Below are 25,559 nucleotides of genomic sequence, written 5' to 3' on the forward strand. Positions count from 1 at the left end.
TGGGAAAAAGTCATTAGTCCTGGGTCAGTTGTCATTAGTTTGTTGCTACTGACTCAGAATTCAGGGCTAATCATCATTACCGATTACCCCATTACCAATTACCCATTTCTCATGCGCTCTTTCTGATGCGCTCTCAAATGAGTCAGGTTGTGATTATTGGATGCGGCGTTGTTGGGGCTGCGATCGCTTATGAACTCAGTCTAATTCCAGGGCTAACAATCACAGTCTTGGACAAGCAACCACCCGCACAAGCCGCCACTGGCGCTGCATTGGGCGTCTTGATGGGCGCGATCAGTCACAAAATCAAGGGCAATGCCTGGAAAATGCGGCAGGCTAGTATCCAGCGCTATGAAACCCTGATTCCAGAGCTAGAAGCGCTTTTAGAGCGTCAGATCCCCTTCAACCGGCAGGGAATTCTGATGCTCTGCTTTGCCGGTGAAGATTTATCTCGTTGGGAAAAACTGGTAGAAATTCGCCAAACTCAAGGCTGGCACCTGGAAATTTGGGACGCCCCCCAAGTCCAGTCTCGCTGTCCTCAGTTGAGTCATGAGATCATCGGCGCGATTTATTCTCCCCAAGATCGGCAACTCGACCCGGTTGCTCTGACTTTAGCGCTGGTTGATGCTGCTCAACGCAACGGCGTTACCTTTAAATTTGGCGTCACCGTCTTAGAAGAGGAAGCAACAAATGCGGACATTCGCCACATTCAAACAACCGCAGGGCAAGTTGATGTTGATTGGTTAATTGTGGCAGCAGGGCTAGGTTCCACCCCACTCACAGCGTCTTTAAAACAACCGATTGATATTCGCCCGGTATTGGGACAAGCGTTGCACTTGCGCCTAGCGCAGCCAATGGGGCGTGCAGATTTCCAGCCGACAATTACAGGCAATGATGTCCACATTGTGCCCGTAACGGACACAGAATACTGGGTTGGTGCGACGGTGGAGTTTCCCAATAATGGGGATGAGATAGTGGCAGATGCCGCCCATCTGGATGCAGTTATGGTGCAAGCGATCGCTTTTTGCCCCAGCTTAGCCCAAGCCACAATCCTTAAAACTTGGTCGGGGTTGCGTCCCCGCCCCGAAGGACGCCCCGCCCCTGTTATCGGTCTTCTGCCCGGTTATAGCAATGTTCTCCTCGCCACAGGTCACTATCGCAACGGCGTTTTACTCGCACCCGCCACCGCCCAAGCGATTCGGGAACTGATTATGCGATCGCGCAATCAAGATAAATAATCGTGAGATGTCTGATTTTGCTATTTTATTCAAATGGTTATTTTACTGAAAATACTTAAATTATTTTTAGCGATCGCCCTTTTATTCGTTGCCTTTAATTTAAGAGCGCCTTTCCTCCCAAGCATAAAATTTTATTTCTTTTTATGTTTAACCGCAATCAATTTAGCTTTAATTTTTACTGAAATCAAAGCCTTTACTCCCTCGAAGCTTAAAAAAAAATTCCTGAATAAAATAATCCTAGTGATTGCTTGCCTAAGTCTTTTTACGGCTTTAACAGTTGAAATAAGATTTAACTTACTGAAACAAAGTGTATTCCACGCCAAACCATCCCAAATAGAAAAGCTGGGTCAGCACTTTATTATTGGCTACCGAGACTTGAATGAAGTCAAGAAACTAGTTTCTAAAAAAGCGATAGGCGGTATATTTCTCACAACCAGAAATACTAAAAATAAAACTAAACAAGAGATAAAGCAAGAAATTAGTGCTTTGCAGGATATTCGCCGCACTCAAGGTTTATCTCCTTTGTGGATAGCGACCGATCAAGAAGGGGGTGTAGTATCTCGCTTATCTCCCCCTCTAACCCGATTACCTCAATTATCAAAAGTTATTTCTGAGTCGGCAAATATAGAACAAGCAAAAGATAAAGTCCTCAAGTATGCCAAAACTCAGGCAAGTGAGCTATCTAGCATTGGAATTAATCTAAATTTTGCCCCCGTGGTGGATTTAAACAAGGGACTAATTAATCCAAACGATAAATTTTCTAAGATTTATAAGCGAGCTATTTCATCTGATAAAGAAGTCGTTAAAAAATTTGCTTTGTTATATTGTCAGACGTTAGAAGCAAATGGGGTTAGATGTACTATCAAGCATTTTCCGGGATTAGGAAGAGTAGATACCGACACCCATCTCGAAAGTGCAGAATTGCATACTTCCGTGGATGAATTAGCGCAGGATGACTGGGTACCTTTCCGGACATTAATGAGTAATTCTCAGGCGTTTACAATGTTGGGTCACGCTAAATTAATGGCGGTAGATACTGAACATCCAGCCTCCTTTTCTCAGAAAGTAATTAGTATTATTAGAAATAATTGGCAACAGGATGGGGTTTTAATCACTGACGATTTTTGTATGTATGCAGTTTATAACAGTAAAGATGGTTTGAGAAATGCTACCGTCAAGGCGCTGAATGCCGGAGCCGATATGATATTGATTGCTTACGATAACGATTTATATTACGAAGCGATGGATGCTTTAATAAAAGCTGATAACAAGCGCCAATTAGATAATAAACTGCTAGTAAAAAGTAGCAACAGGTTAGAGCAAACCAAAAAGGCTCTCTATGGATTGCAGATAGGTGGAACAAACGGGTGAGATTCGAGGCGGCGTTAACGAGGTGTTTGCTGTATATTAATAAATGTAAATTAATCAAGCAAAACTTTAGTAGCTCAGCCGTCAATATGTCCAGCAAGCCTCTAGGAAAATCCCGCCCCCTCTGGCAAGTGATTCTTTTGTCGATTGCCACCCTGATGCTGTATTACGGCTGGTATAAGTGGATAATTCAAGAAGAATTACGTCGCTATAAAGGTTATGGTTGGTCAGGAACCTTGTGCTTAGCACCTTTTGTCTTAGGGGTAGCAGTTCCCCAACTGTTGCGTATATTCGATCCTGATGTCCCTGGCTGGTTTGGTTGGTTTTCCTTGCTGGGAATTGCCTGGATTTACATTGTGCAGTTTAGACTGTATAAAACTGTAAACGAACTCTACAGCCAAGCGGAGATGAAAGAACCACTGGTTGTCTGGTGGATGTTTGTACCAGGTTTGAATTTAATCGTTGGCTTGAGACAAATTCACTTTTTAAGTGAGTATTGGGCAAATAAACAGGGGATGAGCGTTAACGATCCGCTTGCTGAAAGCATCTCTTTTCTCTCAGCGAATACTTAACGCTGTTCAAGAGATGAATGTAGGGAGGAAGCTTATAAAGGAATTGAGGGGCGATCGCCTGCTTGAAAGCGTTGCCAAGATGTTTTCAAAGCTGAAGGAGCAGGATAATTAGTGTCATAAACAACAATTACATTCGTCAGGTTCCGTCCTGCGGGAAGTAAAATTCTTCCATTATGGGCTAAAGCTTCTGAAGCTCCACCATCCAAATTCATTGCTTCAATACAGCCAATCGCTTTCATAATGTTGGCTTCTTGTTGTAAAGATAGACTAGCAAGAAAAGAAATTAAAAATAACTGTTTTCGATTCGCTGGAAACCCAATCGCAGTCCGATATCCTACACCGAGAACATGAGGATCTGCGAAGCCTTCTGATTGCGGCGAGATGGAAATTTTTCCTTGTTTAATCAGTCTTGGCCCGCAAGTAATTGAAAACCAGTGTTGATCCCAATTTGGCTGTCCTTCTGTTCGTGCGGTAATCATTTCTAACTGATTACCTGCTTTAATCCCCAAGGTAGTACCATAATTTTCCCAGCGGCTGTATTTCAGAAATCTCCCAGCAGCCACCATGTTACCCATTACCCACTTCTGGTTACTTTTATCAAAAAAAGTGCCATTGGCTACCACAGCAGCCTTCTGACGCGCTACCAGCTTGGCAAAAGGTTCATCGCCGTTGCTCACCGTTGGCCCGTTGGCATAAGTTGCATTATTTGCTAATCCCAGAGTGATAAAAGTTTCGGGGTCTGAGAGGTCAATTGTGGTTTGATAGAAAGACACCCCAGCCACTGTTTTTTGGGTAACTTGTACAGGTTTTCCTTTGGCAACAGAGGGATTGACTTTGGTTTTGGAAGACGGTTGAGATGGTTTAGGCGTGGCGCTGGTTTTTGGAGTTGGCGTGGGTAAAGGCTGAGGAGAAACGCTGCTGATTGGTGTTGGCGTACTACTGGGTAGAGGTTTTTCAGCGACTCCGTTTTGAGACTCCCATAAAGCGATTGCTTTCTCCCATAATTGGCGAACAAGATTGGCAAAATTGGAGCGGTTTTGCCCAATTGAGAAGAATTCGGTTAAAACTTGAGCAAGTGCCAAACCTACTAAAAATAAAAAAGTGCGCCGCAGCATTTTACGGCAACCATTGGGTTGTTTTCGCTCTGGCATACTTCGCTTACTTCTCGTCTAGCTACGGAATATTGAGCGAGGGGAGGAGAGATCGCTCTCCTCTCTACTCAGTTTTAGCAGAAGCAGCGATTGTCAAAGATTCCTGAAAAATGCCTCCACCCCCACTCCCGTCAACTGTTTAAGCTATTCGAGAGGCGGCTGTAGAGTTAATAAGGTATCAGGGAAAGTGACGAAAATGTGTTTCAGTTCGGCTTCTTCAACGCGCTTAACCGCTTGTTTTATACTTACCCACTGTCGCTTTCTAACGCTAGCTTCGGGCCAAACTTCCAATACCGTTTGTACCTGCATCAAAAATACCTCAACCCGACAGGTGCCCCCCCATTTTTGATACTCGTATGTACCCACCAAAGTCGGCAACACCTGACCGACGATCCCCGCCTCTTCCCAGGCTTCCTTGGCTGCCGAAGCTTGCGGAGTCATAAACGGCTCAATCATTCCTTTAGGAATCACCCAGCGTTTGCCTGTTGAGGAAGTGATCAACAAAACTTCGATTTTTCCGTTTTTGATGCGATAGGGGATGACCGCCGATTGCTGATAACGCTGGGCTGATTTTAGATTCATGGAACTTAATATTTTTTGGAAATGTTTGATAGGGATTGCTCCTGAAATGTAAGGATTCAGGTCATACCATAATTGCTAAAACTGTTGATTCATAAGCATTTCCGCCGATTAGCTGCAAATTTATTTTCTCAATAAGAATCCGGAAAAGCCTGTTTTTTTGTGCATTATTGCAAATTAAGTTCTTTACATACGATGAAGGCAAGCCTGAAAGTGTCTCTGTGGCTGGCTTTTAAACACCTGAATTCTTACCCTGAAATTTGCTTTTTAAGCCGGACAGATATTGAGTGAGATAGCAATCGATTCAAGTAGAGCGATCGCACTCCATAGCTTTAGTAGAGATGGAGATGGGAACTAAACCTCATCTTTTCCAGAAATGAGCAGATTCAATAAACGATTTGTCTCTTTCTGTAAAGCAACCATCTCCTCTGTATTCTGAATAATTCTATTTTGTAAATTAAAGCCTTCATCAGTCATTTGCTTCATTCGCTGCTGCTGATTAGAGCCACTACGAAGAACCAAGATAAATACAACTATAATCGGTACAAGAGGAACAAGTAATGAGATTATAAGTTCCATATTTAATCTTGAGAAATTACACTTTCAAGAATTAAGTTCCAGTGGTAGGGCGGACAAGTGGTACGGCGGACAAATGGTAGGGCGGGTAATGTCACCCTACCTGTTGCTAATTGCTGAGTACGATACTACTAAAGCGATACCTTTGTTTCCCGCACCAGGAAAGCCCACCGATCCGCAACTTCCTCAATAATTTTAGTCGTTGGCTTCCCAGCCCCATGTCCCGCTTTAGTCTCAATTCTAATTAATACAGGTGCAACACCCGCATGAGCTGCTTGCAAAGCGGCAGCAAACTTGAAACTGTGGGCAGGCACCACCCGATCGTCATGATCCGCTGTTGTAATCATCGTGGCTGGATAAGATGTCCCAGGTTTGAGGTTGTGCAGGGGCGAATAGGCATAAAGCGCTTTGAACTCCTCCGGGTTTTCTGGAGAACCATAATCGGAAGTCCAAGCCCAGCCAATTGTGAACTTATGGAAGCGCAGCATATCCATCACTCCTACCGCGGGTAGCGCCGCACCGAATAAATCCGGGCGCTGAGTCATACACGCACCTACCAACAATCCCCCATTACTGCCGCCGCCGATCGCAAGTTTGGCTGGCGTTGTGTAGCCGTTGGCAATCAGCCACTCCGCCGCCGCAATGAAATCATCAAAGACATTTTGCTTATTCAGCTTCGTTCCTGCCTGGTGCCACTCCTCACCGTACTCGCCGCCGCCGCGCAAATTAGGGACGGCATAGACACCACCCATCTCCATCCACACCAGACTGCCAACTGAGAAGCTAGGCGTCAGAGAGACGTTAAAACCGCCGTAGCCATAGAGATAAGTGGGGTTACTCCCATCTAGTTGCAGCCCTTTTTTGTAGGTGATAAACATGGGCAGGTGGGTGCCATCTTTGCTGCGATAGAATATCTGCTTTGTCTTGTAATCGGCAGGGTTGAAATCAACTTTCGGCTGACGGAAAATTGTACTTTCCCCACTGACCATGTCGTAGCGGTAAATAGTGGCAGGTGTCGTAAAACTGGTGAAGCTGTAGAAGGTTTCCGTATCGTAGCGCTTACCACCAAAACCTCCAGCCGAACCAATTCCCGGTAACTCAACTTCCCGCACAAAGGAGCCGTTCAGATCAAAGATTTTAATCTGTGTTCGGGCGTCTTTGAGATATTCAGCCACAAACTGATTATTGAGTAGACCCACGCCTTCGAGGACTTCTTCTGCCTGAGGGATGATTTCTTGCCATCCCTCCTTACTTCCCGGAGACGAGGAGAGATTGCTGATGTCAATCGCGATCGCCCGACCGCGAGGCGCATCTAAGTCAGTACGAAACCAGAAAATTGAGCCATCATTGTCGATAAAACTATAGCTAGCTTCAAACTCGCTAATTAGTTCAATCACGGGTGCATCTGGATTGGTTAAATCCTTATAAAACACCAAATTCTTAGGATCGCTTCCTCGCCACACGCTGATAATTAGGTAATGCCCATCCTCGGTGACGCCACCGCTGAAACCCCATTCTTTTTGGTCGGGGCGATGATAGATAAGAACATCCTCAGATTGTGGCTTACCCAGTTGGTGGTAAAAGAGTTTTTGACAGTAATTAATCTCTTCTAATTTGGTTGTTTCGTTCGGTTCATCGTAGCGGCTATAGAAAAAGCCTTGGTTGTCGTTAGTCCAAGACGCGCCAGAGAATTTAATCCACTTGAGATGATCGGAAAGGTCTTCGCCCGTCTTAACATCGCGTACCTTCCATTCTTGCCAATCTGAACCAGAGGTGGATAAACCATACGCCATCAAATTCCCATCTTCGCTAATCGCAATCCCCGACAGCGCAATAGTGCCATCTTCTGAAAGTTTGTTGGGATCTAGCAAAACTTTTGGCTCGGCATCCAAGGACGTTAATGTATAAAGAACGCTTTGATTTTGCAAGCCGTCGTTTTTGAAATAGAAGTAGCGATCGCCTTCTTTAAACGGAAGACTGTATTTTTCGTAGTCCCATAGTTCGGTTAGTCGTTGCTTAATTTTTTCCCGAACCGGAATTTCATTTAAATAGCTAAAAGTAACTTGATTTTGAGCCTCAACCCAAGCCTTGGTTTCATCCGAGTCCGGATCTTCCAGCCAACGGTAAGGGTCAGCTACCTTTGTCCCGTGATAGTCATCAACTTGATCGACTTTTTGGCTAGTTGGATAAGTAAGGGCTTTATCTGGATACTGCATAGGGTTGGACTCTTGGTAACACTGTCCAGTCTAGCGCCAGATTTGGTTGAGAAGAGGGCGAGCGCTCCCTTCTCAATCCAGTTTACAAGGGCAATTCTTTAAGAAACCCAGTTTCTGGGAAAAAACTAAAGATCAAATTACATAAGTGCCAAATTGTGAGAGATAAGTATTCCAGTAGATAATTGCGATCGCGCTGCCCTAATTGAGAATTTATGCGTCTCCCAAGAGTTAGTCTATTTTTTCTACCTTGGTTCGCCTTCGGTATCTCAACCCCCTTGCCTGTTTATTTTCCAGCAATATTGGCTATGAAGGCGATCGCGCAAGCATTGCCTTCTGCCCGAATTATCCATCTGGCAACACATGGGATATTTGATGATATCCAGGGATTGAACAGTGCGATCGCTTTGGCTCCATCCGGTTCAGATGAGGGTTTACTCACGGCTTCTGAAATCCTCGACCTGAAGCTCAATGCAGAATTAGTCGTTTTGAGTGCTTGCGACACCGGACGAGGCAAAATTACCGGGGATGGTGTGATTGGCTTATCACGTTCATTTATTAGTGCGGGTGTCTCCAGCGTCATTGTCTCTTTGTGGTCGGTTCCCGATGCACCAACAGCCTCTCTAATGACCGAGTTTTACAAAAATCTCCAGCTCAATCCCGATCGCTCTCAAGCATTGCGGCAAGCGATGCTAACAACCATGAAACAACACCCCGACCCCAGAGACTGGGCGGCTTTTACTTTAATTGGTGAATCCGACTGAAACAAGTCGCTCTGGACGGTTGAAAATTGAAAATTGGCTGAATGATAGGCGATCGCTGAAGTAGGGGTATCTTGGAAGGAAGCCGAGTGCTGTTGAATTTTTATGGCTTCTGTTCCCAATCCCTCTCTGGAAGCTGGTCTAGCAGCCCTGAAACAGGGAAATTATCCAGATGCGATCGCTCACCTAGAAGGCGTTTGCGAGTTTGAGTTGAGTCAAAAGACAGTCCTACGCGCTGAGATGGGGCTGGTGGTTGCCTATGAACGCACTAGCGAGATCGAGAAAGCGCGATCGCTTTGCCAAACCCTCAGTCAAAGCAAATACCCCAAGGTGAAGGACTGGGGAGAGCGGAATTTGGCTAATTTGGTCAATCGTTATCCTCAACTTCAAAAAACGCCTTCCCCCTCACCAACGTCGGAGGCGACCGGGTTTGTCCCCTTACAAACACCTGCCACTTCACCCGCCAAAGGGTCTGCGCCTGCGTCAGATGTCACCGGATTTATTCCCTTAGACCAACCGCCCCAAAAGCCTCAGCTATCCGTGTCGCCTGCTCTAGACGCGACCGGGTTTGTCCCCTTGCAAACGCCTGCCACTTCACCCGCACAGGGGGCAAAAGCCGCTCAACCTGTCTCTGAAAACGTCAGGGCGAGCAGTCAGCCGGTACAAAAGGCAACGCCCTCCACCTCACCCCTAGTACAAGACAAAGGGAAAACTGAAGCGGAAAGTAACCTAGAGGCAGAAGTAGCCGCCCCCACAGAAGCACTGATTGCGCCAGAGACAGCAGCAGACACAGAGGTCATTTCTGAGACGTCATCTGAAACGCCATCTGAGACACCAACAGATGAGAAAATTCTAGAATCGACCAGTATTATTGGCTGGCGTCAAGCAGGACGCGCCAAAGGATGGCGAGCAATGCCAGCAGTGAAACCAGAACGTCTGTGGGTGCTTCAAGCAGGGACTGCGATCGCGCTTTTCTGGATGATTCGCGTTTTAGTGCAGTTCGCGATGGCGACGACGAACAACTTCCTCATCAACCTGCCATTTTTGCAGCCTATCTCAGCTTTTTACGAAGACCCAACTTGGCCTATTGTGACCGTGTTGGTGCTGCTAACGTGCCTATCTCCCTGGATACTAGACTTCCTCCTCAAGCAATTTGAGGGCATGCAACCACTGTCACTGTCAGCGCTATCTAAATCCAGCCCAGAAGCCGCCAAGATGTTACCCCGCTATTGCGGACAGCGCCGTTTGCCCGTGCCGACTTTGCGGATCTTACCCATCAGTGCCCCAGTCGCATTCACTTATGGAAATCTGCCTCGCACTGCCCGAATTGTGGTCAGTCAAGGACTCTTAGATCAACTGGCAGAGGATGAAATCGCCACAATCTATGCCAGCGAGTTGGGGCACATTGTCCAAAACAAGTTGGTCGGTTTGGTGATGGCAACCATAATGTTCCTGATTGGAGGCTTTTTTAGCCTGTTGAGGAACTCAGACTGGGCTTGGACTTGTTGGTGGATTGCCCTGGCTTTTTTACCGTTGGGATTGAATTTGGCAGTGATGTCCCTCGTCATGCTAGTCGCCCAGATTCCTTACCTCTTGTACCGACAAGTAGCGCAGTTGGGAGACCGCTTAGCCAACCCCCTGCTAAAGATTCCGGCGGTGGTTGTTTCGGCTTTGAGTTACGGCTTATTTTGGCTAGTTTGCTTTATCAGTTTGTGGCTGTCGCGGCTGCGAATTATCTATAGCGATCGCACAGCGGCAGATATCACTGGCAACCCAAATGCCTTCACCCGCGCTTTATTGAAAGTTACCCGTGGCATTGCTGCTGATATCCAAAAACACCAGTCTACTCGCTGGCTTTTGGAAGGCTTTGATTTACTGACGCCAGTGGGGTATCGGCAAGCCATCAGCTTGGGTAGCCTTCCCTCCCAGACGCCTTGGGAATCCGTGTTGCAATGGGGCTACCTCAACCCCCATCGCCAGTGGATGGTCATCAACAATAGCCATCCGTTAATGGGCGATCGCCTGTACTTGTTATGCCTCTACGCCCGCCACTGGAAGCTAGAGACAGAACTTGACTTCACTCAAATGTCCGAACAGCGAATTCGAGCATCTTCGCTCAAAACTAAAAAGTCAAAACTTTGGTTACAAGGTGCCCCCTTCTTTGGCATTTTGTCTGGTTTAGCCTTGGGGTGCTTGTTCTGGCTGTTGGGGTGGATTGGCAGCTGGCTGGGAATCCGGCAACTTTCTTGGATACTCGACGATTACTGGACGATCCTCGTCGGTTGTCTGCCAATAGGTTTCAGCATTGGCACCTTTTTGCGGATCAATCCCTTCTTTCCAGACATCAAAGCTTCCACTCTGCAAACGAACCCCAACCTATCCGATTTATCGACTCGGATCGATGCTTTACCTGTCGATAGTCAGCCGGTGCGTCTGCAAGGAAAACTCTTGGGACGTCAAGGCATTAGCAACTGGCTGGGACAGGATTTAATTCTGCAAACTGACACTGGTTTGGTTAAGTTACATTATTGCTCTGGGCTGGGTTCTATTGGTAATCTTTTACCCTTGTCCACTCGTCCCAGCGACTTCGTAAATCGGCAAGTCACCGCAACTGGATGGTTTCGGCGAGGTGCGACCCCCTGGATTGACTTAGAAACCCTGCGAACCCAAGGCGGCATGACCAGTCTCAGTCGGCACCCTATCTGGTCAACGATTATTGCCTGTTTAGCTGCGGCTTGGGGAACTTACATTATCTTGTTCGGCATTTAATGCACAAGTTGGCACACGCACAAATAGCTGTTTGTAAACAAATATTGCAGCTTTTGAGAGAAATGTGTTACATTCCTTAACAAGGACGACTTAGTGTATCGAGACGCAGGTTGGCTATCTACGGGATATTTGCATAGCTTTTTCGTCTTGGCATCAGGTTTTCCTCCTCCCAACACAGCAAGCTTGACCAGTCGCCGCGAGTGGCTGGTTTTTTTTAGCGTCCTCACTCGCTAAAAGGCGTATACAAAAAGAGAGAATTTAAGCGATCGCGCTTCTTTAACCTCAATCGTCAAAAGATTTAGATCCGTCGTGAATTCATCTATTTCTGTTCCTTTGTTTTCTCTGCGTCGCTTGCTAAGCAACGACTGATTTTATATTCCTAAAAATAAAATAGACAATCATTAGATTAGTAATAATTTCAATATTTATCAACATTTATATTGTTAAATCATTTCGCTTATATAGACCCATTTTGGAAGTCAACTCGGCTTCTGACTATCTAACGGAAGCTAAATTCCTAGAGAGTAATCCCGATAGCGCCGCATTGGGGCAGTTCGCAATTTTTAATCTCTCGCTGCAAGATTTAAACCGGACTATAACCGCGCGATCGCAAGCGTGTATCCTCTAGTTTACCCAAATTAAAATGAGCGGATAGACATCTTTAACTCTGATGCTAAGATGTGAGGCATCCCCTAATTTAGGAAAGTTGGTTGATGAAATCCTCAAAGGTTATTCTAGGAATTTTATTAAGCCTAACCTTATTAGGAGTCGGGGCGAGACTAGGACTCCAAAAAACGCCAGATGATGTCAGTCAAGGTGAGAAGTATCGCGATCGCTATGTTGCCTTTGTTCTTCCTAAGCTAGTTCGGGAAGTTCAAATAAGGCTGAACCTGGTAAATAATCCAGGGGAAATTAAGCACGATTTAAAAGAATTTGCTCCAAAATATGAACAAGTGATTGCAGACGCCGGTCGAAAAGCAGACGAAAACCTGGCGAACGAACCAAGAGACGCAGCCTTTGCCGAGCGATTCTGGGCTGAGAAGAAACGTATTTTAAAAGCAGAGTACGGAATCGATTGGAAATCCCCAGCAGAAATGAATCCAGAAGTCGTTTTTGATTAATTGAGGGCTGCGAGGTTAAGACAAAGCTAAAATAGAGCCGAAGTGTTGCAATTATCTGCACTCTGTAAGCTCATGACGACTGCTGCTCCGGTTAAAACTCAGTACGAAGCCGTTATCGGTCTGGAAACTCACTGTCAACTCAGTACCGAAACCAAGATTTTCTGTAATTGCTCCACCGAATTTGGTGCGACGCCCAATCAGAATGTCTGTCCAGTGTGTATGGGAATGCCTGGAGTATTGCCAGTGCTGAATCAAAAGGTGCTGGAGTACGCGGTTAAAGCCGGTTTGGCTCTCAACTGCGCGATCGCTCCTGATAGCAAATTTGATCGTAAGCAATATTTTTATCCCGATCTGCCCAAAAATTATCAAGTTTCTCAGTACGATTTACCCATTGCCGAACATGGTTGGCTGGAGATTGAGCTAACTGATGCAGATGGCAACCCCATCCGCAAAAAGATTGGCATCACTCGCCTGCACATGGAAGAAGATGCTGGGAAATTGGTTCATGCAGGGAGTGAAAGACTCTCCGGTTCTACCTATTCTTTAGTAGACTACAACCGCACTGGCATCCCCTTGGTAGAAATTGTCTCCGAACCGGATATCCGTTCGGGGGTTGAAGCTGCTGAATATGCCGAAGAACTGCGCCGGATTGTCCGCTATCTGGGCGTCAGTGACGGCAATATGCAAGAAGGTTCGCTGCGCTGCGACGTGAATATCTCCGTGCGTCCGGTTGGTCAGAAGGAGTTTGGCACGAAGGTCGAAATCAAAAATATGAACTCCTTCAACGCCATCCAACGGGCGATTGAATACGAAATCGAGCGGCAAATTGAAGCCATCCAATCCGGCGAGCGAATTATTCAAGAAACGAGGCTGTGGGAGGAAGGTAGCCAACGCACAGTGAGTATGCGGACGAAGGAAGGCTCTAGCGATTATCGCTACTTCCCAGAACCCGACCTGACTCCTATGCAAGTTTCCGCCGAGCAATTGTCTAAGTGGAAGTCGGAACTGCCGGAACTGCCAGCGCAGAAACGTCATCGCTACGAAAGCGAATTGGGTTTGTCTGCCTACGATGCCCGCATCCTAACCGACGATAAATCGGTGTCGGAGTATTTTGAAGCGGCGGTTGCTGCCAAGGCGAATGCCAAGCAGGCGGCTAACTGGGTGATGGGTGATATTTCTGCCTATCTCAACACCGCGAAACTAAATATCGCGGAAATTGCCCTCAAACCCCAGATTCTCGCGGAATTGATTTCCTTAATTGAAGACGGCACTATCAGCGGCAAAATTGCTAAAGAGATTCTGCCAGAGTTGCTGTCTAAAGGGGGTTCTGCAAAAGAACTGGTGGAGAGCAAAGGTGTCAAGCAAATCTCTGACAAGGGTGAGCTGGAAAAAATCATCAATGAAGTTCTAGCGGCAAATCCTAAAGAGCTGGAACAGTATCGTAGCGGTAAAACCAAGCTGCTGGGTTTCTTTGTGGGGCAGGTGATGAAGCAAACCGGAGGTCAAGCTGACCCGAAACTCACGAACCAAATGATGGCTCAGAAGTTGAACAGTTAGTTAGACCAGCCTAAAACATACCGCCTTGCGGAGTAGGTTTTGGCTACTCCGCAAGGCTGAAGTCCAGGCAACGGGTGTCGGTAGAAAATGTAGCAGATGTGCAGGCGATCGCTCGCAGAAATACGCATCCGCTACATTCGCTGCACCACCCTTTGCTTAATTTCTGTTGAAAATTATCTTCGTCTTTACTTCACATAAAAGCGAGGAAACTTTACGATAAAGACAAAATAGGGGGTGACACCCCTCATCCCCAAGTGATATATTTTGTTTAGTAGATGCACCCTGATGATCGGGAGAGTCGCCCAAGTGGCTCTCCTTTTTTTTATGGCTTTTTTTGTATGGGGATTGGTCACAGCTTCATCTGATCTAGCTACAAGCAGACACGCGAAGCGTCGCTCAAGGCGCTGTACCGGACGTTTGTCTTCTTCGACAAGACGATCGGCGCGAACAGATAGTTCTGCTTCCATCGCGGGATATCTATCGCCTAACCAACGCTTGCAGCCGTGCGGCTAGCAAGCAATATCGTGATAGAAATTGCCTTGTTGAAAGTAACGATTGGTTTAGAGATTGCTACACGTCTGCGAGATTTGTACTCAGCCCCGCTAAGTTTGCCACAGAGGCAATTAATTTGATTGCCTCAACGGGTTTAGGCAGGTGTACCTGGAAACCTGCTTCGAGTGCCTGCGATCGCTCTTCACCTCTGGCATAAGCAGTCAGCGCGATCGCGGGAATGCTTGTTTCTCCTCGCTGAGATTCCAAAGCTCTCACTTTGCGAATCAAACCATAACCGTCCTCATTCGGCATTCCGATGTCGCTCACCAGTACATCGGGTTTTAAGTGTTCCAGAGCTTGCATCGCTTCCTGAACCGATCCCACAGCCGTCACTTGAGCGTGATATTGTTCTAGCGCTGCCCTCAAAAAATCGCGGGTATCGGTATCGTCATCCACCACCAGCACCTGCAACGTTTCTAAAGAGGGGGGAGGCGCGATCGCGACTTTGTTACCTGAGGAGACAGACTCCAAATCGCAAGTCTTGAGCTGGTCAGATACCACTGGCAGCTTCACGGTAAATGTTGACCCTTTCCCTTCTCCCTCACTTCTTGCCTCAATCGTGCCGCCTTGCAGTTCCACTAAGTTGTGGACAATTGCTAAACCGAGTCCCAAGCCACCATAGCGCCTGGTGGTGGTGCTATCTGCTTGACGAAAGCGATCAAAAATATAGGGGAGAAAATCTGGGCTGATGCCCACGCCGGTGTCGCTGATGCTAATTTGAGCGCGATCGCCATCCTTGAAAAGGCGCACCTGCACCTTTCCGCCTGAAGACGTGAATTTGATCGAATTAGAGAGTAGATTCCAAACAACTTGCTGCAAGCGGTTAGGATCGCCAGGAACTAGGTCCACGGAGCGATCGAGTACGCTTTCCAATTGAATTCCTTTATCCTCAGCCGCCGGACGAACCGCATCCAGCGCCGCCTCAATCACGGGTACAAGATTAACTTGACAGATATTTAAGCGCAGCTTCCCGCGAATAATCCGCGAGACATCGAGAATATCCTCAATCAGTTGCGCCTGCAACTTGGCGTTACGCTCAATCGTTTCCAGGGCACGGGCTGTCGTCTTTTCATCATACTTGCGACTGCGGAGCAGTTGAGTCCAACCCAGCATTGAGTTAAGGGGAGTGCGGAGTTCGTGAGACAAGGTTGCCAGGAACTCATCTTTAATCCGGTTTGCCGCCTCGGCTTCCTGTCGTGCCACCTGTTCGCGGATCATCTGAGCGCGGGCTTCCTCTGCGGCTTTGCGCTCGGTGATGTCTTCTAGGGTGCCGACATGACCAATGAGTTCGCCTGTATCAGTCAGCATCGGGGAGGAGCGGAGGTAAACCCAACGCACCATGTCCTCCGGAACTTGGCAGCGAAACTCGTTGGAGTATTCCTGACCGATGCTCATGCAAGTAGACCAATGTGTTAAGACGCGATCGCGATCTTCTGGATGTACCGACTGCAACCAGCCTTCTTCATAGAGCGAGGCTAAAACTCCCGTTTTGGGATCGGGTGTCAAACCACAAATCGCTTCGCAGCGCGGATTCGCGTAGGTACAGCGCCCTTCAATATCGGTCATAAAAATGCCCAAGGGCGAGCAGGCACTTAACGAGCGAAAACGCTCTTCACTTTGCTTAAGTTCTGAGTTAACAGCACTCAGTTGTGCCGCTTGTCGTTTCACCTCTGCGGTTTTCTTGAACAAGTCAACAAACACCCCCACCTTGGAGGTTAATATTTCCGGCTCCAGAGGTTTAAGCAGGTAATCTACTGCACCCAGGGAATAACCTTTGAAAACCAGAGAGTCGCTGCTGCTAAATGCGGTCAGGAAAATAATCGGCGTGTGACGCGATCGCTGTCGTTGTCGAATCAGCTTTGCCGTCTCAAATCCATCTAGACCGGGCATCTGGACATCAAGTAAAATCACGGCAAAATCGCGCTCAAGCAGACATCGCAAGGCTTGTTCGCCCGATGTAGCTCTGACCAAATTTTGACCGAGGCTGCCCAGGATTGCCTCCAAAGCCAGTAAATTTTCTGGGTGATCGTCCACAAGGAGGACGTTAACTATTTCTTCGGGCTGCATTTTCTGGAAGGTCGGGATTTGTTTGAGCGGCTTTGTCGAGCCTGTCACTGTTTAGCGATTGATACCACTATCCAAAGTTACAAATTTTAGGAACCAGAATCCAGGGTTTTTAGATGAAGATTTGATGTTTCCTCATTTTATTGAGCTACCGGGGCTTTGGTGCAACCTAGCTTATTTTTCACCTTACAGCCGATTGACAAAGGTTGACTAAAAGAGGAGCAATTTCTTGGAGCTGCACAATCCAGTCTACCGTTACAGATGCGATCGCAGCTTCTGGCATAATCCGGCTTTCTGCTGTTGCTGGCTCTTGTACTATAGCCCGTCCGCCGCGGGCTTTAATTTTTGCCAATCCTTTGGCACCATCCTGACTTGCTCCGGTTAAAATTACCCCGATCACTCTCTGTGCATAAGCATCAGCCGCTGATTCAAACAGCACATCAATCGATGGTCGGGCATTGCAGACAGGAGCCTCGGTAGAGAGTGCTAAGGTGGCGATGCCTCCGTACCGACCTTGGCGGTGTCCCCATGCCTGCCGGGGTTCCACCAGTAAGTGATAATCAGCGGGAGCCAAGTATACCCGCCGAGGCAGAATTTCTTCTTTATCTTCCGCCTCCGCCACTGGCAAAGTGCTGTACTGCTGGAGAAAAAAGCTCAGTGTACTGTCAGAGGCTTTGTGACGGTGTTGTACGACAATCACAGCCGCGGGGAAAGTATTAGGTAGACCTGCAAGCATTACGGTTAAAGCTTGTAACCCACCTAATGATGTGCCGACAACAACAATATCAAAAGCCATATTACCAATGAATCAGTAGATGGGTAAAACTCAATGAAACAGGTGGGTCGTGAAGGATTTGCGATTACCGATTCCCGACCTAAAAAAGCTCATCCCCTCCGTTTTATTCCATTTATTTGGAAAATATGGCATTTATATGGCATTTTTAAGAAAAAATTTTTATTTAACCCAATTTTCGGTAAATCTTTTCATGATTTTCTAACTCCTCATAGTGTTTTTCGTATAGCGTGGTTTTCAGAGATTCCTGACGACCTAATCCTAAAATCCCAAATCTACAAAGGCTATCGTACAAAAGATTGTGAACCCGTTCCTGAAGAAATGGATTGAAATAGATCAGGACGTTGCGACATAAGATGACATTGAATTCATTAAAAGAACCATCAATCGCTAGGTTATGTTGAGAAAAAACAATATTTTCTTTCAGGGATGCGCGGAAAATAGCGCTGTCATAAGCAGCCGTATAATACTCTGAAAAAGACTTAATCCCGCCTGCTTTTAGATAATGCTGAGTATATTCCTGCATTAAATGAAGGGGGAAAATGCCACTTTTGGCTTTTCTTAATACCATTTCATTCATGTCGGTTGCATAGATACGGCAACGGTGATAAAGCTCTTCTTCTTGCAACAAAATTGCGAGGGAATAAACTTCCTCGCCGGTTGAACAACCAGCACACCAGATCCGAATAAATGGATAAGTTCGCAATAAGGGAACAACTTTGTTTCTAAAAGTTAAATAAAAGGTGGGATCGCGGAACATAGCGGTCACGTTGACGGAGAGACCGAGCAAAAATCGCTCCATCGCGTTTGCATCGTGGAGAACTTTTTCCTGAAGCGCAGATACACTGCCTAAATTTTCCGCACGAATCGCGTTCCAAATGCGGCGCTTAAGTGAAGCAGGAGCATAATTTCGGAAATCAAAGCCGTAGTAACGATATACGCCCTCCAATAGCAACTGAATTTCAATATCTTCAAGTTCGCTGCTATTTTTGGGCGTATTCATACAGTAAAAAGTAAAAAGTAGAAAGGTAAAAGAAACAGAGACAAAGAGACAGAAAGAACTTTTGCCGTCTTCTTTGCCTCTTTTTCTTTTGCCTTATCGATAGAGCCAGACGCGCAGCAGGGAGAGCAATTGCTCGGTATCAACAGGTTTGGTAATGTAGTCGGAGGCACCGGCTTCGATACACTTTTCGCGATCGCCTTTCATGGCTTTGGCGGTGAGCGCGATCATGGGCAGTGTTGCGAATGAATCGAGCTGGCGAATGGCTTGCATGGTTTCGTAGCCGTCCATTTCCGGCATCATTACGTCCATCAGGACAATATCAATGTCGGGGCGTTCTTGCAACTTAGTAATGCCATCTCTGCCATTTTCGGCATACAACACTTCCATTTGATGAAGTTCCAGCATACTGGTGAGGGCAAAGATATTCCGCACATCGTCATCCACAATCAAGACTTTCTTGCCAGTCAGAACCGGATCGGTTTGATGCAGTTGTTCCAGCATTTGTTGTTTCGGGCGGGGTAAATTTGCCTGCACTCGGTGGAGGAACAAGGCGGTTTCATCCAGAAGACGTTCTGGCGATCGCACGTCTTTGATGATAATCGTCTCGGCAATGCGTTTGAGTTCGGTTTCTTGTTGCTTGGTTAATTCCCTGCCGGTATAAACAATGATTGGGAGTGTCGTCAGGCTCGGCTCCTGTTTAATTTGCTCCATCAGCTCAAATCCGGTCATATCCGGCAGTCCCAAATCCAGAACTAGGCAATCATAGTGTCCGGTTGTCAGTTCTTCGAGTGCCTCTGCCCCAGTGCCGACAGCCGTTGTCTGCACGTCGCTATTACCGATTAGCTCGACAATGCTGTGGCGTTGAGTTTCATCATCTTCTACGACCAGCAAGTTCTTCACGGGACGCTCGACGAACCCCTTAATGTCAGACAGCGCTTGCCCCAAAGCTTCACCGCTGACAGGTTTTTGCAGATAAGCGATCGCTCCTTGTTGCAAGCTGCGCTGCTGGACTTCTTCGACGGAGATGATATGCACGGGGATGTGACGAGTGCCTGGGTCGTGCTTCAAACGGTCTAACACCGTCCAGCCATCCATTATTGGCAACCGAATATCTAGGGTAATCGCATCCGGCTGAAATTCTCGCACCATTGCCAGAGCTGTATCGCTTCGCAACGCCACCAGCGCTTTGAAGCCCTGTTGTCGTGCCATATCTAATAAGATCCGAGCGAAATTGATATCGTCCTCCACAATTAACAACACGCGATCGCCCGCTTGGATGTCGTCCCGGTCATCGCTAATGTCAGCCATCTGGGCGGAGCGTGGGTAGGGACTTGCGGCGACACTTGCCTCTCCGGGAGTGGAGGCGCGAACGCCGTCATTTCGATTCGCCGGTGGAGCCGCCGGTGGAGCCTCAACGGTCTGAGGGGTACTGGGTGCGAGGGTACTGGGTGCGAGGGTACTGGGTGCGACGTAATTCCTCGCGCCGGGAAGGATAGTTCGCACTTCCGGACTGCTTGTTCCTGCTGCCCCATCTTGATAAGCTTGCGGCAAATAGAGGGTAAACGTGCTTCCCTGTCCCGGACTGCTCACCAGGCGAATTTCTCCGCCCAGCAGTCGGGCAATTTCTCGACTGATTGACAAGCCCAAACCCGTCCCGCCGTATTTACGGCTGGTTGTCCCATCCGCCTGTTGAAAAGCCTCAAAAATAATTCTCTGCTTATCCGGTGCAATCCCAATGCCTGTGTCGCTGACAGCAAACGCAATCACATTTTGGGCGCGATTTAAACTCGCCTGATCGGAACTCCAGCCGCCTGTTGCTAACTCAACTCGTAATCGAACTGCACCCTGATCCGTAAATTTAAAGGCATTCGAGAGCAGATTCTTGAGGACTTGTTGTAACCGTTTCGAGTCGGTATACATTCCCTTGGGCAGTCTTTCGTCAGATTCCACGGTAAAGGCGAGTCCTTTGTCGTGCGCCACTTGCTGGAACGTTCGCTCCATCTGGCTCCGCAAATCGGTAAATAACATCTGATCGATGTCAACCGACATCGTTCCCGATTCAATCTTTGCCAGATCCAAGATGTCGTTAATCAGTCCTAACAAATCGGTGCCTGCGGAATGAATCGTGCGGGTGTATTCGACTTGCTTCGGCGTCAGGTTGCCATCTGGATTATCAGAAAGTAGACGAGCCAAAATCAACAAGCTATTTAGCGGTGTCCGCAGTTCATGGGACATATTCGCCAAGAATTCCGACTTGTACTTCGAGGTGAGTGCCAGTTGCTCGGCTTTCTCCTCCACCGACTGCCTTGCCTGTTCGATTTCCCGATTCTTGCGCTCGACTTCGCGGTTTTGCATCGCGAGTAAGCGCGATCGCTCTTCCAGTTCTTCGTTGGTTTGCTGCAATTGTTCTTGTTGATTCTTGAGCAGTTCCTCGGATGCCTGGAGTGATTTGGCTTGTTGTTCCAGTCGCTTATTCGTTTCTGTGAGTTCTTTCTGCTGGGCTTGGAGTTCTTCTGCCAGGGCGGTGGACTGCTTGAGTAATTCTTCGGTACGCATCGAAGCCGCGATCGTGTTCAGAACGATGGCAATGCTTTCTGTGAGTTGATCGAAGAAGGTGAGGTGAATCTCGCTAAATCGCCGGAAAGAAGCCAGTTCAATCACTGCTGTTACTTGCCCTTCAAAAAGGACGGGCAACACGACGACATTCAGCGGGGTGGATTCCCCTAAGCCAGAACTGATCTTGATATAGTTGTCCGGCACCTCGCTGAGCAGAATCCGTTCTTTTTCCAGAGCGCATTGTCCTACCAAGCCTTCCCCTAAATGGAAGTGGTTGGCGAGATGCTTGCGCTCGCGGTAAGCATAGGTACTCAGGAGTTTCAGGAATGCCCGATGTTGCTCGCCACTTTCCATCAGGTAAAACACACCATGTTGGGCGGAAACCAGAGGAGCGAGTTCCGAGAGAATGAGTTTGGAGACGGTTTCCAAATCTCGCTGTCCCTGAAGCATCCGGGTAAATTTGGCGAGGTTGGTTTTTAACCAGTCTTGCTCGGTATTTTTCTGTGTTGTTTCCCGCAGGTTGGCAATCATCTGGTTGATGTTGTCTTTGAGGATGGCGACTTCCCCTTGTGCGGCGACGGAAATCGATCGGGTCAGGTCGCCTTTGGTTACAGCGATCGCGACTTCTGCAATCGCTCGTACCTGCGTCGTTAAATTCGCTGCCAGTTCGTTCACGTTGTCGGTCAGCGCTCTCCAGGTTCCGGCAGCTCCCGGCACCTTCGCCTGTCCCCCTAGCTTCCCTTCAATCCCCACCTCTCGCGCCACTGTCGTGACTTGATCGGCAAACGTTGCCAGCGTGTCGATCATCTCGTTGATCGTATCGGCTAAGGTTTCAATTTCTCCCTTCGCCTCTAGCATGAGTTTTCGCTTCAAGTCCCCATTAGCAACTGCCGTTACCACTTTGGCGATGCCTCGCACTTGCGCGGTTAAATTCCCTGCCATTGAGTTCACGTTGTCGGTCAAATCCTTCCAGGTTCCGGCAACGCCGCGCACCTCCGCTTGACCGCCCAATTTGCCTTCTGTTCCCACCTCTCGCGCCACCCGCGTTACTTCTGAGGCGAAGGAGGAAAGCTGATCCACCATCACGTTGATCGTGTCTTTGAGATCCAAAATCTCGCCTTTGACATCAACCGTGATTTTCTTGGAAAGGTCGCCATTTGCCACCGCCTTCGTCACTTCGGCGATGTTCCGCACTTGTGCAGTTAGATTCCCTGCCATCAAGTTGACGTTATCGGTCAAATCTTTCCAGGTTCCGGCAACCCCTCGGACATACGCTTGTACGCCCAGTTTTCCTTCCGTTCCCACCTCTCGCGCTACCCGCGTCACCTCCGAGGCAAAGGAGTTGAGCTGATCCACCATCGTATTGATCGTGTTCTTCAGCTCTAAAATCTCGCCTTTAACATCGACGGTAATTTTCTTGGATAAGTCGCCATTCGCTACCGCCGTCGTCACTTCCGCGATGTTTCGCACCTGTGCAGTCAAAGAACCTGCCATGAAGTTCACCGAATCGGTGAGATCCTTCCAGGTTCCAGCAACCCCTCGCACCTCCGCTTGTACGCCGAGTTTCCCTTCCGTCCCCACCTCTCGCGCCACCCGCGTCACCTCCGAGGCGAAGGAGTTGAGCTGATCCACCATCGTATTGACGGTGTTTTTCAGCTCTAAAATTTCCCCTTTGACATCGACGGTAATTTTCTTAGAAAGATCACCATTCGCCACCGCCGTCGTCACGGCGGCAATGTTTCGCACCTGTGCCGTCAAAGAACCTGCCATGAAGTTCACCGAATCGGTGAGATCCTTCCAGGTTCCGGCGACCCCTCGCACATCTGCTTGCACGCCGAGTTTCCCTTCCGAACCCACCTCTCGCGCCACCCGCGTGACTTCTGAGGCAAAGGACGAAAGCTGATCGACCATGATATTGATCGTGTTTTTCAGCTCTAAAATTTCGCCTTTAACTTGGACGGTAATTTTCTTAGATAAGTCGCCATTTGCGATCGCAGTTGCCACTTCCGCAATATTTCGCACTTGTTCGGTGAGGTTCCCCGCCATCGAGTTCACCGAGTCGGTGAGATCCTTCCACGTACCCGCGACGCCTCGCACTTCTGCCTGTACGCCGAGTTTCCCTTCCGAACCCACCTCTCGCGCCACCCGCGTCACTTCTGAGGCGAAGGACGAAAGCTGATCCACCATCGTGTTGATCGTCTTTTTCAGCTCTAAAATTTCGCCCTTAACATCAACGGTAATTTTCTTAGAAAGGTCGCCGTTTGCAACTGCCGTCGTCACTTCTGCGATGTTTCGCACCTGTGCGGTTAGATTCCCCGCCATCGAGTTCACCGAATCGGTCAAATCCTTCCACGTACCCGCGACGCCTCGCACCTCCGCTTGTACGCCCAGTTTCCCTTCCGTTCCCACCTCTCGCGCTACCCGCGTCACCTCCGAGGCGAAGGAGTTGAGCTGATCCACCATCGTGTTAACGGTGTTTTTCAGCTCTAAAATTTCGCCTTTGACATCGACGGTAATTTTCTTAGAAAGGTCGCCATTCGCCACCGCCGTCGTCACTTCCGCGATGTTCCGCACCTGCGCCGTCAAAGAACCCGCCATGAAGTTCACCGAATCGGTGAGATCCTTCCAGGTTCCGGCAACGCCCCGCACCTCCGCCTGACCGCCCAGCTTCCCATCTGCCCCGACCTCCCGCGCCACCCGTGTTACTTCCGAGGCGAAGGAGGAAAGCTGATCCACCATGATATTGACGGTGTTTTTCAGCTCGAAAATTTCGCCCTTAACATCGACGGTAATTTTCTTAGAAAGGTCGCCATTAGCAACTGCCGTCGTCACTTCCGCGATGTTCCGCACCTGCGCGGTTAGATTCCCCGCCATCAAGTTCACCGAATCCGTCAAATCCTTCCAGGTTCCGGCAACTCCACCGACTTCTGCTTGTACGCCCAGTTTCCCTTCCGTACCCACCTCACGCGCCACCCGCGTCACTTCCGAGGCGAACGAATTCAACTGATCCACCATCGTGTTGACGGTGTTTTTTAGTTCTAAAATTTCCCCACGCACATCGACAGTAATTTTCTTAGAAAGGTCGCCATTTGCCACCGCCGTCGTCACTTCTGCGATGTTCCTCACCTGGGAGGTTAAACTTCCCGCCATGAAGTTCACCGAATCAGTGAGATCCTTCCAAGTTCCGGCAACTCCCTTCACTTCTGCCTGACCGCCCAACTTCCCATCTGCACCCACCTCACGCGCCACCCGCGTCACTTCCGAGGCAAACGAGTTCAGCTGATCCACCATCACGTTGATGGTGTCCTTCAAATCTAAAATTTCGCCTTTAACATCAACCGTGATTTTCTTGGATAGGTCGCCATTTGCTACTGCCGTCGTTACTTCTGCAATGTTCCGCACCTGCGCTGTCAAGTTCCCCGCCATCAAGTTTACGCTGTCGGTGAGATCCTTCCAGGTTCCGGCAACGCCGCGTACTTCTGCTTGACCGCCCAGTTTACCTTCCGTACCCACTTCGCGGGCAACCCGCGTGACTTCTGAGGCAAAGGAGTTGAGCTGATCCACCATGACGTTGACGGTGTTTTTTAGCTCTAAAATTTCGCCTTTGACATCGACAGTGATTTTCTTAGAAAGGTCGCCATTGGCAACCGCTGTGGTCACTTCGGCGATGTTCCGAACTTGGGCAGTCAAATTTCCTGCCATTAAGTTGACGTTATCGGTCAAATCCTTCCAGGTGCCTGCGACGCCCTTCACTTCTGCTTGCACGCCCAACTTGCCTTCCGTACCCACTTCACGGGCAACCCGCGTGACTTCTGAGGCGAAGGAGGAAAGCTGATCCACCATCGTGTTGACGACCTGTGCGGTTTGGAGAAATTCCCCTTGTAAGGCTCTACCTTCAATCTCCGGCGCGATTCTCTGAGATAAATCGCCATTGGCAACCGCCCGGATCACGCGAGCAGTTTCAGCGGTCGGTTGAACTAAATCTGTAATTAGGGTATTGACAGAATCTACACTAGCTGACCAAGAACCCCCTGCTGTTCCAATCGAAGCACGCTGGGCGATTTTGCCTTCTTTCCCAACCACCGTGCTGATCCGTTCTAGCTCATTCGCCATCCTCTGATTCATCTCAATGATGTCGTTGAGCGTATCGGCAATTTTCCCCGCCATGCCAGTCTGATCAATCGGCATCCGGACAGAAAAGTCACCTTTTTTAACAGCTACGAGCGTTCTCAGGAGCTGTTTGGCATCGAGATTGTCAGTATCGGGGGTTGCCTGTGCAGTGGGCATAGCTTTAGCCTTCGAGGATGGTTACTTTTTGTCGCAGCCTGAGTAACTGGTTCAAAATTCTGTCATATCAATGACGATTCTGACGCACTGAGACCCTTGTTGAATACTTTTGGGGGACTCAAACGTGTTAATTTCTTGTTACAAGACGCAGACTGAGCATTGCTACTTATCGTTACAGCAGCCGCATTTTTGCTAACCAGTAGAAATACTCAACGATTCCGCTTGCGTTTTCAGAGACTTGCAAGAGCTTAGGAGTACAGGATGGCTGTGTTAGTCCTAAATATATCAAGAATCACTTGGGTTGAGAGATAGACGCACTGAGGAGAGAAGAAAGGATGCGATCGCATCCTCTCTCCAAGCAGAGTAGCCCAAAAACAAAGCAAATCGTGTAGTAGCACCTCT

General features: G+C 48.3%; 14 protein-coding genes and 1 pseudogene. 7 read left to right on the forward strand and 8 right to left on the reverse strand.

The annotated features are described in order from the left end of the window. Nucleotides 1-137 precede the first annotated feature (137 nt). The 3 genes from H6H02_RS11235 (at nucleotide 138) to H6H02_RS11245 (ending at nucleotide 3,175) form a co-directional block, all read left to right on the forward strand. Complete coding sequence (locus tag H6H02_RS11235; RefSeq protein ID WP_190817577.1) at nucleotides 138-1,235, forward strand: FAD-dependent oxidoreductase; 1,098 nt, start codon at nucleotides 138-140, stop codon at nucleotides 1,233-1,235. Nucleotides 1,236-1,268: 33 nt separating this feature from the next. Continuing rightward, nucleotides 1,269-2,606, forward strand: coding sequence for a glycoside hydrolase family 3 protein (locus H6H02_RS11240; protein ID WP_190817579.1), 1,338 nt, complete (start codon nucleotides 1,269-1,271; stop codon nucleotides 2,604-2,606). 86 nt (nucleotides 2,607-2,692) lie between these two features. After that, nucleotides 2,693-3,175 carry a hypothetical protein gene (locus H6H02_RS11245; RefSeq protein WP_190817581.1) on the forward strand — a complete coding sequence of 161 codons (483 nt, stop codon included), beginning with the start codon at nucleotides 2,693-2,695 and terminating at the stop codon, nucleotides 3,173-3,175. A 32-nt stretch (nucleotides 3,176-3,207) separates the two neighbouring features. On the opposite strand, the gene H6H02_RS11250 is transcribed toward H6H02_RS11245, so the two are convergent. The 4 genes from H6H02_RS11250 to H6H02_RS11265 form a co-directional block, all read right to left on the reverse strand. Further along, nucleotides 3,208-4,326, reverse strand: coding sequence for a phosphodiester glycosidase family protein (locus H6H02_RS11250; RefSeq protein ID WP_190817583.1), 1,119 nt, complete (start codon nucleotides 4,324-4,326; stop codon nucleotides 3,208-3,210). A gap of 144 nt (nucleotides 4,327-4,470) precedes the next feature. Further along, nucleotides 4,471-4,908: an NUDIX hydrolase gene (locus tag H6H02_RS11255; protein ID WP_190817585.1), complete on the reverse strand. Its 438-nt coding sequence runs from the start codon at nucleotides 4,906-4,908 to the stop codon at nucleotides 4,471-4,473. A 351-nt stretch (nucleotides 4,909-5,259) separates the two neighbouring features. Next, on the reverse strand, nucleotides 5,260-5,484 hold the full coding sequence (locus tag H6H02_RS11260; protein WP_190817587.1) for a hypothetical protein: 225 nt from the start codon (nucleotides 5,482-5,484) through the stop codon (nucleotides 5,260-5,262). Between the two features lie 128 nt (nucleotides 5,485-5,612). Continuing rightward, nucleotides 5,613-7,697, reverse strand: a complete 2,085-nt coding sequence (locus H6H02_RS11265; RefSeq protein ID WP_190817589.1) for a prolyl oligopeptidase family serine peptidase — start codon at nucleotides 7,695-7,697, stop codon at nucleotides 5,613-5,615. A gap of 314 nt (nucleotides 7,698-8,011) precedes the next feature. Here H6H02_RS11265 and H6H02_RS11270 point away from each other — a divergent pair. From H6H02_RS11270 to gatB, 4 genes and pseudogenes are all read left to right on the forward strand, one after another. Next, nucleotides 8,012-8,458, forward strand: a pseudogene (locus H6H02_RS11270) (CHAT domain-containing protein); the annotation flags it as partial. Nucleotides 8,459-8,560: 102 nt separating this feature from the next. Next, nucleotides 8,561-11,224, forward strand: a complete 2,664-nt coding sequence (locus H6H02_RS11275; RefSeq protein ID WP_190817591.1) for a M48 family metalloprotease — start codon at nucleotides 8,561-8,563, stop codon at nucleotides 11,222-11,224. 713 nt (nucleotides 11,225-11,937) lie between these two features. Further along, nucleotides 11,938-12,345 carry a hypothetical protein gene (locus tag H6H02_RS11280; RefSeq protein ID WP_190817593.1) on the forward strand — a complete coding sequence of 136 codons (408 nt, stop codon included), beginning with the start codon at nucleotides 11,938-11,940 and terminating at the stop codon, nucleotides 12,343-12,345. A 72-nt stretch (nucleotides 12,346-12,417) separates the two neighbouring features. Then, complete coding sequence (gene gatB / locus H6H02_RS11285; protein ID WP_190817595.1) at nucleotides 12,418-13,902, forward strand: Asp-tRNA(Asn)/Glu-tRNA(Gln) amidotransferase subunit GatB; 1,485 nt, start codon at nucleotides 12,418-12,420, stop codon at nucleotides 13,900-13,902. Nucleotides 13,903-14,472: 570 nt separating this feature from the next. Here gatB and H6H02_RS11290 read toward each other — a convergent pair. The 4 genes from H6H02_RS11290 to H6H02_RS11305 form a co-directional block, all read right to left on the reverse strand. Next, entirely contained in the window at nucleotides 14,473-16,521 is a 2,049-nt protein-coding gene (locus tag H6H02_RS11290; RefSeq protein ID WP_190817689.1) for a response regulator, read from the reverse strand. A gap of 178 nt (nucleotides 16,522-16,699) precedes the next feature. Beyond that, entirely contained in the window at nucleotides 16,700-17,314 is a 615-nt protein-coding gene (locus tag H6H02_RS11295; RefSeq protein WP_190817597.1) for a chemotaxis protein CheB, read from the reverse strand. A 163-nt stretch (nucleotides 17,315-17,477) separates the two neighbouring features. Then, the gene (locus H6H02_RS11300; RefSeq protein ID WP_190817599.1) at nucleotides 17,478-18,314 is read right to left on the reverse strand and encodes a protein-glutamate O-methyltransferase CheR; all 837 of its coding nucleotides are present in this window, start codon (nucleotides 18,312-18,314) and stop codon (nucleotides 17,478-17,480) included. A 93-nt stretch (nucleotides 18,315-18,407) separates the two neighbouring features. Further along, on the reverse strand, nucleotides 18,408-25,157 hold the full coding sequence (locus H6H02_RS11305) for a HAMP domain-containing protein (RefSeq protein ID WP_190817601.1): 6,750 nt from the start codon (nucleotides 25,155-25,157) through the stop codon (nucleotides 18,408-18,410). Nucleotides 25,158-25,559 lie beyond the last annotated feature (402 nt).

Origin of the sequence: Coleofasciculus sp. FACHB-1120 (assembly GCF_014698845.1) — a bacterium.
Lineage (GTDB): Bacteria > Cyanobacteriota > Cyanobacteriia > Cyanobacteriales > FACHB-T130 > FACHB-T130.